Genomic DNA, 15754 nt, shown 5'->3' with positions numbered 1-15754 from the left:
GTTATTCGCTACTGACGCGAATCACCAACTTGCCAAAGTTTTTGCCTGCTAGTAGGCCAATAAAGGCTTGTGGCGCATTCTCTAGCCCATCGACCAAATCTTCTCTGAATTTGATTTTTCCTTGATCGACCCACTGTGTCATTTGCTGCAGGAATTCATCAAAATGTGGGGCATAGTCATCAAAAATGATAAATCCTTGCATCCGAATCCGTTTGCGCAAAATGATGCTCTGTAGCAGTGGCAAACGATCAGGGCCAGTAGGTAATTCTGTGTCGTTATAACGGGCAATAAGACCACAAACCGGAATGCGGGCGCGTGGATTCAGTAATGGCAATACGGCATCAAAGACGGCTCCGCCGACATTTTCATAATAGATATCAATACCTTTTGCGCAATTTTTTTCCAGTTGCTGCGCGAAATCTGTTGCACGGTGATCAAGGCAGGCGTCGAAGCCCAATTCCTCGACCACATAACGACATTTCTCAGCACCCCCAGCAATACCAATAACGTGGCATCCTTTCAACTTACCTATTTGCCCCACCACCGAACCCACCGCTCCGCTGGCTGCAGCAACGACCAATGTTTCACCGGTTTTAGGTTGACCAATATCCAGTAGCCCCATATAAGCGGTAAAACCTGGCATACCGAGAACCCCTAAGAAACGGGAAGGATGGGCGAGTTGTGGCCCTAGATTGCGGATGCCCGCACCATCAGAGAGGGAATAGTCCTGCCAGCCGCTACTGGCCAAAACCCAATCACCAACTTGAAAGTCTGGATGTTTTGACGCTTCAACTCGTGAGACGGCACCTCCTACCATCACATCGCCAACTTCGACAGGAGCGGCATACGATGGCGCATCACTCATCCGCCCACGCATATAGGGGTCAAGAGAGAGATAGCGAGTGCGGAGTAAAATTTGGCCTGCGGTAGGTTGCGGGATGGGCTGAATATCGAGTGTGAAATTCTTATCGATTGGTGTGCCATGCGGGCGCGAAGCCAACAGAATTCGGCGGTTATTAATTTTATCTTGTGGCATCAGGTTCCCTTACTTGTGAGGCATAAATCGGGATATTGAAAACGGTAGGTGCTGAAAAATCATAGTTGAACTCTTTACATTGGTTTCAGCTAATAGTGCGAAAGGCGCAGTCGTTTTATTCCGACAGGCGCCATATAACAAGGAAGAGGGCGATGAATTAAAGGGGGACAATCAACACATCGACCGTGCTGGTATTAATTAACCGGGCAGCAGAACAGGAGAATTTATTCATCAGGCTAGCACTGTGGTTACCACATATTACTAAATCAATATGATGTTGACGGCAAAAATACGCCAGACTATCGGCGAATTCCCCATGAACAACACTTCTTTTTTCAATGGGATAATCTGAATTAACCGCTAGTTCTTCCATAAAAAGCTGAGCTTCTTCTTGTAAAACAGAGCGTAAATCACCCAGCATCGGTGCGGCATAGCTACTGTACATTTCAGGTTCTGTTGTCAGCGTAATCAATGAAATTCGTCCATCATAGGGCCGAACGATGGATACGGCTTTATTAACCAATCGTTGGCTATCAGGTGAAAGAGCAACTGCCACTAGCACATTCCTGTATCCCATCATTAGGCTCCTATAAGTACGATGATACTTTAAAGGTTAGGGGATCGTATCTTTAAGAAATGAGAGATTAATCACACTTAGTAGTAGCAGGCAATAAAAGCTTTTAGAGCAGAGGGTTACTCAAAAAAATAGTAAAGGTGGTCGAAGTGAAACTTCTGTTTCAAACATTATTAATTAATTTTACTTACATTTGATTCACAAGGCCCTTGCAAAAATATGGATATGAAGCAAAGTTGAAAAAGTGTCTGATAAATATGTACAGAACATAGGAGTGAAACATGTGGTTACCTCTGTTGCCTTTTTTAATACGTCTTGTTGATTTTTCTAACAGTAAAAGGCAAATAGGTTAATAAATAATCGAAGGAATAACTTTTTGGCAAGCGCATAAATATTCGTTAAAACAAAATAGTTTCGGAAAGTTATTTATAGCATTGTAGGGTAATAAAGTTTCATCTTAGACCTTCATGCTGATAATTTCGAGTTACGACAGATTTATGTACTGCTATTTTGCTTTAGGAATGCTTTTGTTCGAATTGATCTAAAAACACTAAGAATTGGGCCTATATCCTTAGTTTTTTAGCTCTTTTCTGACTTCTGCTCATTTTTTGATCATGCAATTGATCAAAAAATGAGCAGTAAACGGAAAAAAGAACAACTTTATATTTTATTTTTGTGATTCGCGTCACATTACATTTAAAATGAATCACTAGTCACATTGTATGTGCTAACGATTCGGGAGTAGAGTTGGGCCTCTTTAGGATTAATCCTAATATTTTGTAAGAAAAGTTTCATGGCGCAGGTGCAATATCAGAGCAGCATAAAGTTCAACTGCCAAACCAGTGACATGCTATCTCATACCGAAATGGTATTTTTGTAATGTAACACCAGTAGGCTTTAATTACTTTTAGTTCTATAGGTTCTAATTAACTGTATAACGGGAAGGATCCCTGGTCTTGGGTGAGGAGTACTATCATCCAACTTATGTTTTAAAACATAATCAGTCGGGATGTATAAAATGAGTACGTCTGAATTACTCAAGCATATTTATGATATTAATTTGTCCTACTTGCTTTTAGCGCAACGCTTAATTAACGATGAGAAAGCCTCAGCGATGTTTCGTCTGGGTATTACCGATACCATGGCTGACACATTATCGCAGTTAACTTTACCGCAGATGGTTAAATTAGCTGAGACTAACCAATTAGTCTGCCATTTTCGTTTTAGCGATCACAATACTATTCATCATCTGACGAAAGAATCTCGTGTGGATGACTTGCAGCAAATTCATACCGGGATTTTATTGTCGAGCCACTTACTCCACGAGCTATCGTTAAAAGACGGTAGTGCGCCTAAGAAAAGAGCATGACTGATGGTTGAGAAAAGTATTGTCCAGGAAGCCAAAGATATTCATTTGGCAATGGAGTTGATAACTTTAGGTGCACGCTTGCAGATGCTTGAAAGCGAAACGCAACTCAGCCGGGGGCGTTTAATTAAGCTCTACAAAGAGCTGAGAGGCAGTCCACCACCTAAAGGCATGTTACCGTTTTCGACCGATTGGTTCATGACCTGGGAACAGAATATCCATTCATCGATGTTTTATAACGCCTATAGCTTCTTGCTAAAAAGCGGGCAATGCACCGGTGTTGAGGCCGTTATTAAGGCTTATCGTCTTTACCTCGAACAGTGTCCAGATCAGTCTGGGATACCGCCATTGCTGGCGTTAACCCGTGCCTGGACATTGGTTCGATTCGTTGACAGTGGTATGTTGCAACTTTCTGGTTGCAACTGCTGCGGTGGGACTTTTATCACCCATGCGCACCAGCCGCGAAACAGCTTTGTTTGCAGTCTTTGCCAACCACCTTCCCGCGCAGTAAAAAAACGTAAACTTTCTCCGCAATCTGCCGATATAACTTCACAACTGCTGGATGAGCAGGTTAGACGCGCAGTTTGAGTTTCTTTGAGTTGTCAGCATTTTTGGTTACAGCCGCGGTATGGATACCGTTTCTGTAACCCATTAATGGCAATCAGGGTACTCAAAGGGTGCTAACGCCTCACCTTCCACCCACACACTTTGCTAAGGATATCGCGTGTTAGTTATTTTGGGTTATATCGTGGTCTTAGGTGCGGTTTTTGGCGGCTACATCATTGTTGGTGGTCACCTGGGCGCACTATATCAACCGGCTGAATTTTTAATTATCGGCGGGGCAGGTATCGGCGCGTTTATTGTGGGTAACAATGGTAAAGCGATAAAAGCCACAATGAAGGCCATGCCTAAATTGATGCGCCGCTCTAAATATAACAAAGTTTTATATATGGACTTAATGGCGCTGCTTTACCGCTTATTAGCGAAATCTCGTCAACAAGGAATGCTCTCACTGGAGCGTGATATAGAAAGTCCATTAGAAAGTGAAATTTTCTCTAATTATCCGAGGATTTTGGCCGATAAGCTATTAGTAGAATTTATTACAGACTATTTACGGTTAATTGTCAGCGGGAATATGAACGCTTTTGAAATTGAAGCGCTGATGGATGAAGAAATTGAAACTCACGAGCAGGAATGTGAAGTGCCAGCAGGCAGTTTGATGATGGTAGGGGATTCTTTACCCGCATTCGGCATTGTTGCTGCGGTTATGGGGGTCGTCCATGCACTGGCTTCCGCAGACCGACCCGCAGCAGAACTTGGCGCGCTAATTGCTCATGCAATGGTGGGAACATTCTTAGGTATTTTGCTGGCATATGGGTTTATCTCGCCTTTGGCAACTTTGTTACGTCAACAAAGTGCAGAAACGACCAAAATGATGCAATGCATCAAAGTTACTCTGCTTTCTAGCTTGAATGGATATGCGCCACAAATTGCAGTGGAATTTGGTCGTAAAACACTCTACACCACTGAGCGTCCATCGTTCATTGAGCTGGAAGAGCACGTGCGCAGAGTGAAAGCTCCGGCACCGCAAGCGACAGAAGAGGACGCATGAAGCATCAGAACCACCCCGTTATTCTGGTCAAAAAGCGCAAAGCCAAACACGGCGGAGCCCATCATGGCGGGTCATGGAAAATCGCTTACGCTGACTTTATGACAGCGATGATGGCCTTCTTCCTGGTGATGTGGTTGCTTTCGGTTTCCAGCCCACAAGAGCTGACGCAAATTGCAGAATATTTTCGTACACCGCTGAAAGTGGCACTGACCAGTGGTGATAAAAGCAGTTCCAGTACCAGCCCAATTCCTGGCGGGGGCGATGACCCAACGCAGCAAGTGGGTGAGGTGCGTAAGCACATTGATTCAGAAGAAAGTCGGAAAGAAGAGTATCGACTCAATAAGTTACGGGAAAAGTTGGATCAGCTTATTGAGTCTGACCCAAGACTGAGAGCGTTACGGCCACATTTGCTGATTAACATGATGGACGAAGGGCTGAGAATTCAGATTATCGATAGCCAAAATCGGCCAATGTTCAAGATGGGGAGTGCACAGGTTGAGCCATATATGCGCGATATTTTGCGTGCAATCGCCCCTATTTTGAATGACATCCCAAACAAAATCAGTCTTTCCGGCCACACCGATGACTTGCCGTATGCCACAGGCGAACGGGGCTACAGCAACTGGGAGCTATCAGCAGATCGCGCTAATGCGTCGCGACGTGAATTGCTCGCCGGTGGTTTAGATGAAGGCAAAGTATTACGCGTGGTTGGAATGGCCTCGACGATGCGGCTAAAAGAGCAAGCTTCAGATGATCCGGTTAACCGCCGCATCAGTATCTTGGTGCTGAACAAACAGACTCAACACGACATTGAGCATGAGAATTTAGATAACAAAGCGCTGGATATCGAAAAAGCGGAGAGCTTGAAGCAGATTGATTCTACTGGCACAACACCAGCGGTGACATCGCCCGGTGTTACAGCAACGAAGAGTGCAGCCGCATCAACAGAACAATCGGTGACGACGAGTTCAGTCTCCGTACCCGCAGCCGCCGCAACGGAACCTGTAAAAGCGGCCGTTTTGCCAGCAACAGCACCACAAATACAACAATCGAGCACGGAGAACACGACTCCGGTTACCCGCGGACCAACGACATCGTTGCCAGCGGCACCGGCAAGTGATGCACCGGTCTCTCCGACAAGCCGCGACGCACAGTAGAGGTGACACCGTGAGCATGGATATTACCGCGTTTTATCAGACGTTCTTTGATGAAGCAGATGAATTGCTGGCAGATATGGAGCAGCACTTGTTATTGCTGGATCCGCTGGCACCAGACAATGAACAACTTAATGCCATTTTCCGAGCTGCACATTCTATCAAGGGCGGTGCGGCGACATTTGGTTTTACGGTATTACAAGAGACAACCCATCTGTTGGAAAACCTGTTGGATGGTGCTCGCCGCGACGAGATGCGCTTGAGCACTGACATCATCAACCTGTTTTTGGAAACGAAAGATATTATGCAGGAACAGTTGGACGCCTACAAAACCTCTCAAGAACCTAATGCGGAAAGTTTTGAGTATATCTGTCATGCATTGCGCCAACTGGCACTTGAGGCATTAGAGCAGCAAGGTAATACAAATAAAGCGGTGGTAGCTGAGCAGAGTAATGCTATCGCCACGCCAGCTATTGAAACCAAAACGGGCAGCAAGTCTCCGGCTCTGGTGCAGGGCGGTATGCGTATTCACCTTTCTGGTCTGAAAGCACCAGAAATTCCTTTGATGCTCGAAGAGTTGGGTAATTTGGGCGAGGTGAAAGATCCCCATCAAACAGCCGACAGCCTGGAAGCAACGCTGATAACTTCTGTCAGTGAAGATGACATCAGTGCAGTACTCTGTTTTGTGCTCGAACCTGAACAAATCAGTTTTGTACAGGATGAGATTGCATCTGAGCCAGAGATTGAAGCAGCCGTTGCCGTGGCAAACCCTCAAGTGACTGTCGCCGCTGTTGCAGAAGTTAAAAGTGCACCCAAAGCTGATGTTGCCGCAGTGCCAGCCAGTGCTGAACATGTCAAACCGAAAGCGAAGGCGAGTGAATCAACCAGTATCCGTGTGGCGGTCGAAAAAGTAGACCAACTGATTAATCTGGTGGGTGAATTAGTCATTACCCAATCAATGTTGGCACAGCGCTCCAGCACATTGGATCCGGTGATTAATGGTGATTTACTCAATAGTATGGGTCAGTTGGAGCGAAATGCGCGCGATTTGCAAGAATCGGTAATGTCGATTCGTATGATGCCGATGGAGTATGTCTTTAGCCGCTTCCCTCGACTCGTGCGTGATTTAGCCAGCAAGCTGAATAAACAGGTTGAATTGACTTTACTGGGTAGCTCGACTGAATTGGATAAAAGCCTGATTGAACGCATTATCGATCCATTAACCCATCTGGTGCGTAACAGTCTGGATCACGGCATTGAAGATCCTGAAACGCGTATCGCGGCAGGGAAACAGCCCGTGGGGAATCTGACACTGTCAGCGGAGCATCAGGGCGGGAATATCTGTATTGAGGTTCTTGATGACGGTGCCGGACTGAATCGGCAAAAAATTCTGGCGAAAGCACAATCGCAGGGCATGGCGGTTAATGAGCACATGAGCGATGAAGACGTCGGGATGTTGATTTTTGCACCTGGATTTTCGACTGCCGAACAGGTTACTGATGTTTCAGGCCGTGGTGTTGGGATGGACGTCGTTAAGCGGAATATTCAGGAAATGGGCGGCCATGTGCAAGTCAGTTTTCAGGCAGGCAAGGGCACGTCCATTCGTATCTTACTCCCGCTGACACTGGCTATTCTTGATGGCATGTCCGTTAAAGTCAGTGATGAAGTTTTCATTCTGCCATTGAATGCTGTAATGGAATCGCTGCAACCATTGGCTGAAGATCTTCATCCATTGGCCGGTGGTGAACGTGTGCTACAAGTCCGTGGTGAATATCTGCCGCTGGTTGAATTGTTCCGTGTATTTGATGTTGAGAATGCGAAAACTGAAGCCACTCAAGGCATTGTTGTCATTCTGCAAAGTGCCGGTCGTCGTTATGCACTGTTGGTAGACCAATTGATTGGCCAGCATCAAGTGGTCGTGAAAAATCTGGAAAGCAACTACCGAAAGGTCCCAGGTATTTCAGCGGCCACCATTTTGGGTGATGGTAGCGTGGCATTAATTGTCGATGTGTCGGCATTGCAGGCCTTAAACCGGGAAAAGCGTGTCACGGCTGATGATACAGCCGCGGCATAGCAAAAGCCCCTGTATGAAACCCGTAATAAAACAGGTATAGGGCTGTGAGGTGTATTCCCGGCTCTAAAAACAAACATAAATTCAACCTATTGATTGAAGGGTAAAAACATGGCAGGACTAGCAACCGTCACGAAGCTGGCTGGCGAAACGGTAGGACAAGAGTTCCTGATTTTTACGCTGGGCGCTGAAGAGTACGGCATTGATATTCTGAAAGTACAAGAGATCCGTGGCTATGATCAGGTGACTCGCATTGCTAACACCCCGGCTTTTATTAAAGGTGTGACTAACTTACGCGGTGTCATTGTTCCGATTATTGATCTGCGGGTTAAATTTGCCCAACAAGGTGTTAGTTATAACGAAAATACGGTAGTTATCGTGCTGAATTTTGATCAGCGCGTTGTCGGTATTGTGGTTGATGGTGTATCTGATGTGTTGTCGCTAACCACGGAACAAATCCGCCCAGCGCCTGAGTTTGCCGTGACGTTGGCAACAGAATACCTGACAGGGTTAGGTTCGCTCGGCGAAAGAATGCTGATTCTGGTTGATATTGAAAAGCTGTTGAGCAGTGAAGAGATGTCGCTGATTGACTCGGTGGTGAAGGGTTAATACGTTATTCAGTTTTCAATGCGGGGTATCAGCACAACATTATGGGCTGATACCTCGTTCATTTATGAAAACCCCTTCAATAATTATTATTAAATGGAAAATTTACTGTCACATCCTAATCTGGGACAGCAATGATTTTTTGAAATGGTTACAGTAATTAGAATAAATAAAAATTAAAGAAAATAGACTTTATCAGTTATTTAATAAAAAAGTGATGGGTTGTTAAATATGTTATTTATCAAGTGGTTATAATTGGTTTCTAATAAAATAACTTGCCCATGTTTATTCGGGGATTATCTTTTTATTCTGTGGGGATATCTTACTCTAAGTATAAGAAATGATTAAAATCATCATCAAAGTTTTCTTGGAAATTAATGTTTAAGTACCTCCGTATAATTTCCTTTTCTAAACTAGTAGTTAGCTGCGCTAAATGAGTTTTATGAACGTTAGCTTATATCTATTTTGCTGTTAACTGCGGCGAAGTGTTAACACCCAGCTACACCTCGTTAAAATAATGTCTCTTCCCGGTAAAGTTCCCCCTTGCAGTGCCGATAACACTCTTAATTAGACGTCTTATGTTTTGGCGTACCGGTGTTTTGACGTACTTATGAAGGGATAACATGTTCAAGCGTATGAAAGTGGTCACCAGCCTGCTGCTGGTGTTAGTGCTATTTGGTGCCTTACAGTTGGTTTCCGGTGGGCTTTTCTTTAACTCACTGAAAAATGACAAAGAAAATTTTGAAGTTTTACAAGTTATCCGTCAGCAACAGTCGGTTTTAAATGAAAGTTGGGTCAATCTGCTGCAAACGCGTAATACACTAAACCGAGCTGGTATCCGCTACATGATGGATGTCAACCACACGGGAAGCGGCCCAACAGTGAATGATCTGCTGGCTTCGGCCAAAGGGACATTGGGCGTCGCTGAAGAGCGTTTTAAAAGCTACGAGCAAATTCCACTCGATAGTCAGCAAGATCCTGAGTCAGCTAAAAAATTAAAGCAGACTTATGACCAATACTTTGGTGCATTGACCGAACTTATCCAGTTGATGGAAGCGGGCAAAATTAATGAATTCTTTGATCAGCCGACTTCCAGCTTCCAAAATGCCTTTGAGCATGATTACAACACCTATCTGACACAGAATGACCGTTTGTATGCTTCTGCCGTAGAAGACAGTAATCAGTCCTTCAGTTTTGCCATGGGTGTGATTGTTACTGTGCTGATTGTTGTATTAGCAGTGATAATTGTTGTTTGGCTGGGCATGCAACACATCTTAATTAACCCACTTAAGCATCTGATTGAGCACATTAAACATATTGCTAATGGCGATTTGACCCAAACCATTGAAGTGCATAGCCGCAACGAGATGGGCACCTTGGCGGCCAGCCTGAAACATATGCAATCAGAATTGATTACCACGGTGAGTGATGTGCGTTTAGGGGCTGATGCCATCTATAGCGGCGCGTCAGAAATTGCTGCCGGTAATAATGATTTGTCAGCTCGAACTGAAGAGCAGGCGGCGTCATTAGAAGAAACCGCAGCCAGCATGGAACAGTTGACTGCCACCGTAAAACAGAATGCTGAAAATGCTCGTCAAGCAAGCCAATTGGCATTGAGCGCATCAGAAACCGCGCAGAAAGGCGGAAAAGTTGTGGCTAACGTGGTGCAAACCATGCACGAGATTGCGGGTAGCTCACAAAAAATTGCTGACATTACCAGTGTCATCGACGGCATTGCTTTCCAAACCAATATTCTGGCACTAAATGCTGCCGTTGAAGCGGCGCGCGCTGGTGAGCAAGGCCGTGGTTTTGCGGTGGTTGCGGGGGAAGTACGTAATTTGGCGCAACGCAGTGCACAGGCAGCAAAAGAAATTAAGGGCTTGATCGAAGATTCGGTCAGCCGTGTCGACATGGGGTCTGTTCTGGTTGAAAGCGCCGGTGAAACCATGGGTGATATCGTGAATGCGGTAACCCGAGTCACTGACATCATGGGCGAAATCGCTTCCGCCTCTGATGAACAAAGTCGGGGTATCGATCAGGTAGGCCAAGCGGTTACCGAAATGGACCGCGTCACACAGCAAAATGCTTCTTTAGTCGAAGAGTCTGCTTCTGCCGCCGCAGCACTGGAAGAACAAGCCAGTATGTTAACCCAATCCATGTCCGTATTTGTTTTGCGTATGGATAACAGTAGTACCACAAGAAATATCAAGAAACCCAAGCAGCCGACACAGGATCTGAGCGGCACTGCTAAAAAAACACTGGGAAGTGACCTGCAAGAGAATTGGGAAACTTTCTAGACCCCTACACAAAAACATATACCCCAAATAATTCAAGTTGCAGGAAGACGGTAACTAAGAGCATCCCCAAGAGCTGACATCAGCAAGTGACAGGGGTGAACGAAGGAAGCCAACGCATATGCAGCTTGAAGTACGACGGGGATAAATAAAGCCGGCCAACGAGCCGGCTGAGAAGAGGTTACGATGTTTGGCCGAATCCGGATTTCTACCAGCTTTTTCCTGTTACTCATGTTGATTTGCTCAATACAATTAATTTCGAGTGGTCTGTCATTTACCGCTTTCCGTTCAGACTACCAAAATTTAAACCGAGTGGATCTCAGCAGTCAGCAACGGGATGCATTAAGCCTCAGTTGGGTATCCTTACTTCAGGCACGTAATACCTTAAACCGGGCGGGGACGCGCTCGGCTCTCAAAGTACCTCAGGAGCAAGTTAATGCGTTAATGGGGAATGCCCGCAGCTCATTACAGAAAGCTGACCTCTATTTTAATCAGTTCCTGGCCGTACCGCGTCTTGATGAAAGTGAGACCGGAGGGGAGTTATTGAATGCGACTAAAAACAGCTATCAAAACTTACGGGCCTCATTACGCCAATTAATTGATTTTCTGGAAGCGGGTGATTTACAAGCCTTCATGGACCAACCGACTCAGAAAACACAGGATTTGTTTGAAGCCGATTTTGTGCAGTATTTGCAGTATGCCAATGAGGTGATTGCTGAGGCGGGCACGCAGAATCAGCAAGCTTACCATCTCTCCATGTGGATCTTTGGTGGTGCGATCCTAATGGTGATTGTGATGGCGATATCTTCACTGATTTGGTTGCGTACTATGTTTGTTACACCACTGAAAATCATGCGCGCTCATTTTGAACGCATCGCGCGCGGGGATCTTTCCGGGCAGATTTATGTCTCTGGTCGTAATGAAATCAGTCAAATGTTTGCCAGTTTACGCACCATGCAACACTCGTTGATAACGACAGTGAGTCATGTTCGCGATGGCACCGAGTCCATGTTGACGGGCATTCAGGAAATTTCTGCCGGTAACAATGATTTGTCCGCACGAACGGAGCAGCAAGCGGCTTCTCTGGAGCAAACGGCGGCAAGTATGGAACAGTTAACTGCCACAGTGAAGCAGAATGCGGATAACGCGCGTCAGGCCACATTACTGGCGCAAGATGCGTCGGGAACCGCAGCTAAAGGAGGCGAGTTAACGAGCAGTGTTGTCACCACCATGCACGATATCGCCACCAGTTCGCAGAAAATTGGCGCTATTACCAGCGTGATCGATGGCATTGCATTCCAAACCAATATTCTGGCATTGAATGCGGCGGTTGAGGCTGCCCGTGCGGGTGAGCAGGGGCGTGGTTTTGCGGTAGTCGCGGGTGAAGTGCGTAACTTAGCCCAGCGCAGTGCGCAGGCAGCAAAAGAAATTAAAGGGTTGATCGACGAATCGGTCAGCCGTGTTCGCCAGGGCTCCACACTGGTCGAAAATGCGGGTACTACCATGGAAGAGATCGTTCGCTCAGTGACACGGGTTACCGACATTATGGGTGAAATCGCTTCCGCCTCGGATGAACAGAGTCGGGGTATTGAGCAGGTTTCACTCGCAGTAACACAAATGGATCAGGTCACTCAGCAAAACGCAGCATTAGTGGAAGAGGCTGCGGCTGCAGCTAATGCATTGGAAGAGCAGGCAAGTCAGCTCTCCAATGCCGTGTCTGTTTTTCGTTTGGAGCAGGATGGCGACAGCGGGGAGGGGCAGGCAGCAGAGGGCAGTAGTCAGCAATCGGTTGTAAAAACAGCGGTCGCAAAGGAAATCCCAGATTGTCAAACGGTGTAACGAAGACGATGTTATGGGGTGAGGCCGGATGAAACCATCACCCCAAGAATCTGGGTCTATTCTGACCCAGATGATTCAACGGCTCCCGCTGTCGGATGTTCACTTCCGGCGCATTTGCCAACTTATTTATCAACGGGCCGGGATTGTTCTGGCCGATCACAAACGGGAAATGGTCTATAACCGCTTGGTCCGGCGGCTAAGATTGCTGGGAATTAACGATTTTGGTCAATATCTGGCGCTATTGGAGACCGATCCGAACAGTGCGGAATGGCAGGCATTTGTCAATGCGTTGACCACTAACCTGACGGCATTTTTCCGTGAGGCACACCATTTTCCGATTCTGGCTGAACATGCGCGCCAGCGACCGGGAAATTACTCGGTATGGAGTACAGCGGCATCGACGGGCGAAGAGCCTTATTCTATCGCGATGACACTATGTGATGCGTTAGGAAATCGTTCGGGATCCTGTCGCGTGCTAGCCAGTGATATCGATACACAAGTGCTGGAAAAAGCGACCAGTGGCGTATACCGACAAGAGGAATTGCGTTCTTTGTCAGCGCAGCAGATGCAACGCTATTTTTTGCGCGGCACCGGCCCCCATCAGGGGATGGTACGAGTGCGACCGGAACTTGCCAACATGATTCAGTTTCAACAACTCAATCTGTTAGCTCCGGAGTGGGCGTTGCCTGGGCAATTTGACGCTATTTTTTGTCGTAACGTGATGATTTATTTTGATAAAGAAACGCAGGAACGCATTCTGCGTCGCTTTGTCCCTTTGCTAAAACCCGGTGGCTTGATGTTTGCAGGTCATTCGGAGAATTTCAGTCAGATTAGTCGGGAATTCTATTTGCGCGGGCAGACCGTTTATGGACTGACCAAGGAGAGGTGATGAGTAAAATCAGAGTATTGTGCGTTGATGATTCTGCATTGATGCGCCAGTTAATGACAGAGATTATTAACAGTCACCCGGATATGGAAATGGTTGCGGCTGCACCTGATCCGTTGGTTGCCCGTGATTTGATCAAAAAATTCAATCCGCAGGTGTTGACACTTGATGTTGAAATGCCGCGGATGGATGGTTTGGATTTTCTTGAGAAATTGATGCGGTTGCGGCCAATGCCAGTAGTGATGGTGTCGTCGTTGACGGGTAAGAACTCCGAAATAACGATGCGAGCGCTGGAATTGGGGGCTATCGATTTTGTTACCAAACCGCAACTCGGTATCCGAGAAGGGATGCTGGCTTACAGCGAGCTGATTGCAGAGAAAATCCGGACTGCGGCGAAAGCGCGTTTACCTCAACGTGGCCCGGAACATGTACCGGTTATGCTCAGTCATACACCATTGCTCAGTAGCGAAAAGCTCATTGCTATTGGTGCATCGACCGGAGGCACGGAAGCTATCCGTACCGTATTACAGCCTTTGCCGCCCACTAGCCCGGCACTGTTAATTACGCAGCATATGCCACCGGGATTTACCCGTTCATTTGCCGAGCGGCTCAATAAATTGTGCCAGATTACCGTGAAAGAAGCAGAAGATGGCGAACGGGTATTGCCCGGACACGCCTATATTGCACCCGGTGATCGGCACATGGAGTTGGCTCGTAGTGGGGCAAACTATCAGGTGCGTATTCATGATGGGCCGGCGGTCAACCGCCATCGTCCCTCGGTCGATGTGCTTTTTCGTTCGGTAGCGCAGTATGCCGGACGGAATGCCGTCGGTGTCATTTTGACCGGTATGGGCAACGACGGTGCTGCTGGTTTATTAGAGATGCATCGTGCTGGAGCTTACACCATTGCACAAAACGAAGCGAGTTGTGTGGTGTTTGGTATGCCACGTGAAGCCATTGGGATGGGGGGGGTCAATGAGGTTCTGGATCTGAATCAGGTCAGTCAACGGATGTTGGCGCAGATCAGTAGCGGACAAGCGTTGCGCATCTAGCCACCTTTCGTCCTTGATATGCGGGGGAGAGTTTACTCACTTACCCGAATCACTGACTTGAGTAAGTTTATCGGGATTTGCTTGTTGGCAGCCTACCGGCAACGTCAATGATTTTGGATGATATTGCTGGATAGAGTTTTTCCATTATAAACAGGATTTTGGTATTTAATCGCTCAGTGGTGAGCAACAAACCTTAGGAGTTGGTATGGCGGATAAGAATCTCAGATTTTTGGTGGTAGACGATTTTTCGACCATGCGTCGTATTGTCAGAAACCTGCTGAAAGAGCTGGGTTTTAATAATGTGGATGAAGCCGAAGACGGTGTCGACGCATTGAATAAATTACGCGCGGGTGGTTTCGATTTTGTGGTTTCCGACTGGAACATGCCAAATATGGATGGCTTGGACCTATTGAAAACGATCCGTGCTGATGGTGCTCTTGGTTCTCTGCCTGTTCTGATGGTCACTGCGGAAGCTAAAAAAGAGAATATCATTGCAGCAGCACAAGCCGGTGCCAGTGGTTATGTAGTGAAACCTTTCACTGCCGCTACCTTGGAAGAGAAGCTCAATAAGATCTTTGAAAAATTGGGTATGTAAGGAGGCGAGATGAGTAACCATCAAATGCCCGCAACAGATGCGGCATCAGCCAGTGATATCATTAGCCGTATTGGTCAGCTTACGCGGATGTTGCGCGACAGTTTACGTGAATTAGGTCTTGATCAAGCAATTGCTCAGGCAGCAGAAGCTATCCCTGATGCCCGTGACCGCCTTGACTATGTAGTTCATATGACGGCGCAGGCCGCAGAACGGGCATTGAACTGCGTCGAAGCAGCGCAACCGCGTCAGAATGAGCTGGAATCCTCGGCTAAAGCACTTAAAGTTCGCTGGGATGAATGGTTCGCTAACCCAATTGAGCTTTCGGATGCTCGTGAGTTGGTTACGGATACCCGTGAATATCTGGATGTTGTGCCACAACATACGTCATTTACTAATGCGCAACTGTTGGAAATCATGATGGCGCAGGATTTCCAAGACCTAACGGGTCAGGTTATCAAGCGTATGATGGATGTGGTGCAAGAAATTGAGAAGCAATTACTGATGGTCTTAATGGAGAACATTCCAGATATGCCATCAAAACCGCAAAAACCGGCGGATAGCTTACTCAACGGGCCTCAATTGGATAAAAATGGTGCAGGCGTTATCGCCAATCAAGATCAAGTAGATGACCTGCTCGACAGCCTCGGTTTCTAGCGGATATTGAACTCT

The 15754-nt window shown here is 46.6% G+C and carries 14 protein-coding genes; 12 read left to right on the top strand and 2 right to left on the bottom strand.

Going from position 1 to position 15754, the window contains the following annotated elements; all coding sequences use genetic code 11:
- Nucleotide 1 precedes the first annotated feature (1 nt).
- Together ACIOG0_RS13550 and uspC are read right to left on the bottom strand one after the other, a co-directional pair.
- A complete protein-coding gene (locus tag ACIOG0_RS13550) occupies nt 2–1036 on the bottom strand; it encodes an NADP-dependent oxidoreductase (protein ID WP_050140801.1) in 1035 nt (344 codons plus the stop codon).
- Nucleotides 1037–1193: 157 nt separating this feature from the next.
- Complete coding sequence (uspC, locus tag ACIOG0_RS13545; RefSeq protein WP_050098377.1) at nt 1194–1613, bottom strand: universal stress protein UspC; 420 nt, start codon at nt 1611–1613, stop codon at nt 1194–1196.
- Nucleotides 1614–2628: 1015 nt separating this feature from the next.
- Between uspC and flhD the strand changes: the two genes are divergently transcribed.
- The 12 genes from flhD to cheZ all read left to right on the top strand — a co-directional run bounded on the left by flhD (nt 2629) and on the right by cheZ (nt 15739).
- The gene (gene flhD, locus ACIOG0_RS13540; protein WP_050098376.1) at nt 2629–2979 is read left to right on the top strand and encodes a flagellar transcriptional regulator FlhD; all 351 of its coding nucleotides are present in this window, start codon (nt 2629–2631) and stop codon (nt 2977–2979) included.
- A gap of 3 nt (nt 2980–2982) precedes the next feature.
- Nucleotides 2983–3564, top strand: coding sequence for a flagellar transcriptional regulator FlhC (flhC, locus tag ACIOG0_RS13535; RefSeq protein ID WP_005164496.1), 582 nt, complete (start codon nt 2983–2985; stop codon nt 3562–3564).
- Nucleotides 3565–3700: 136 nt separating this feature from the next.
- On the top strand, nt 3701–4588 hold the full coding sequence (motA, locus tag ACIOG0_RS13530) for a flagellar motor stator protein MotA (protein ID WP_050098375.1): 888 nt from the start codon (nt 3701–3703) through the stop codon (nt 4586–4588).
- Nucleotides 4585–5745 carry a flagellar motor protein MotB gene (motB, locus tag ACIOG0_RS13525; RefSeq protein ID WP_050098374.1) on the top strand — a complete coding sequence of 387 codons (1161 nt, stop codon included), beginning with the start codon at nt 4585–4587 and terminating at the stop codon, nt 5743–5745. Before motA ends, motB begins: the two co-directional genes overlap by 4 nt.
- A gap of 16 nt (nt 5746–5761) precedes the next feature.
- On the top strand, nt 5762–7816 hold the full coding sequence (cheA, locus tag ACIOG0_RS13520; RefSeq protein ID WP_050098373.1) for a chemotaxis protein CheA: 2055 nt from the start codon (nt 5762–5764) through the stop codon (nt 7814–7816).
- A 108-nt stretch (nt 7817–7924) separates the two neighbouring features.
- Nucleotides 7925–8422 carry a chemotaxis protein CheW gene (cheW, locus tag ACIOG0_RS13515; RefSeq protein ID WP_050098372.1) on the top strand — a complete coding sequence of 166 codons (498 nt, stop codon included), beginning with the start codon at nt 7925–7927 and terminating at the stop codon, nt 8420–8422.
- A gap of 620 nt (nt 8423–9042) precedes the next feature.
- The gene (locus ACIOG0_RS13510; RefSeq protein ID WP_128451038.1) at nt 9043–10716 is read left to right on the top strand and encodes a methyl-accepting chemotaxis protein; all 1674 of its coding nucleotides are present in this window, start codon (nt 9043–9045) and stop codon (nt 10714–10716) included.
- Between the two features lie 183 nt (nt 10717–10899).
- Nucleotides 10900–12552: a methyl-accepting chemotaxis protein gene (locus tag ACIOG0_RS13505; protein ID WP_050140804.1), complete on the top strand. Its 1653-nt coding sequence runs from the start codon at nt 10900–10902 to the stop codon at nt 12550–12552.
- A 70-nt stretch (nt 12553–12622) separates the two neighbouring features.
- Nucleotides 12623–13441, top strand: coding sequence for a protein-glutamate O-methyltransferase CheR (cheR, locus tag ACIOG0_RS13500; RefSeq protein WP_230678337.1), 819 nt, complete (start codon nt 12623–12625; stop codon nt 13439–13441).
- The gene (locus tag ACIOG0_RS13495; RefSeq protein WP_050098368.1) at nt 13441–14490 is read left to right on the top strand and encodes a chemotaxis response regulator protein-glutamate methylesterase; all 1050 of its coding nucleotides are present in this window, start codon (nt 13441–13443) and stop codon (nt 14488–14490) included. The genes cheR and ACIOG0_RS13495 overlap by 1 nt, the downstream gene beginning before the upstream one ends.
- A 205-nt stretch (nt 14491–14695) precedes the next feature.
- Nucleotides 14696–15085, top strand: coding sequence for a chemotaxis response regulator CheY (gene cheY / locus ACIOG0_RS13490; RefSeq protein WP_050098367.1), 390 nt, complete (start codon nt 14696–14698; stop codon nt 15083–15085).
- Between the two features lie 9 nt (nt 15086–15094).
- On the top strand, nt 15095–15739 hold the full coding sequence (gene cheZ / locus ACIOG0_RS13485) for a protein phosphatase CheZ (RefSeq protein ID WP_050098366.1): 645 nt from the start codon (nt 15095–15097) through the stop codon (nt 15737–15739).
- Nucleotides 15740–15754 lie beyond the last annotated feature (15 nt).

The organism is Yersinia vastinensis, assembly GCF_044905075.1.
Classification (GTDB): Bacteria; Pseudomonadota; Gammaproteobacteria; order Enterobacterales; family Enterobacteriaceae; genus Yersinia; species Yersinia vastinensis.
Note: the sequence above shows the minus strand (reverse complement) of the source record. Positions and strands in the feature narration are given on the sequence as shown.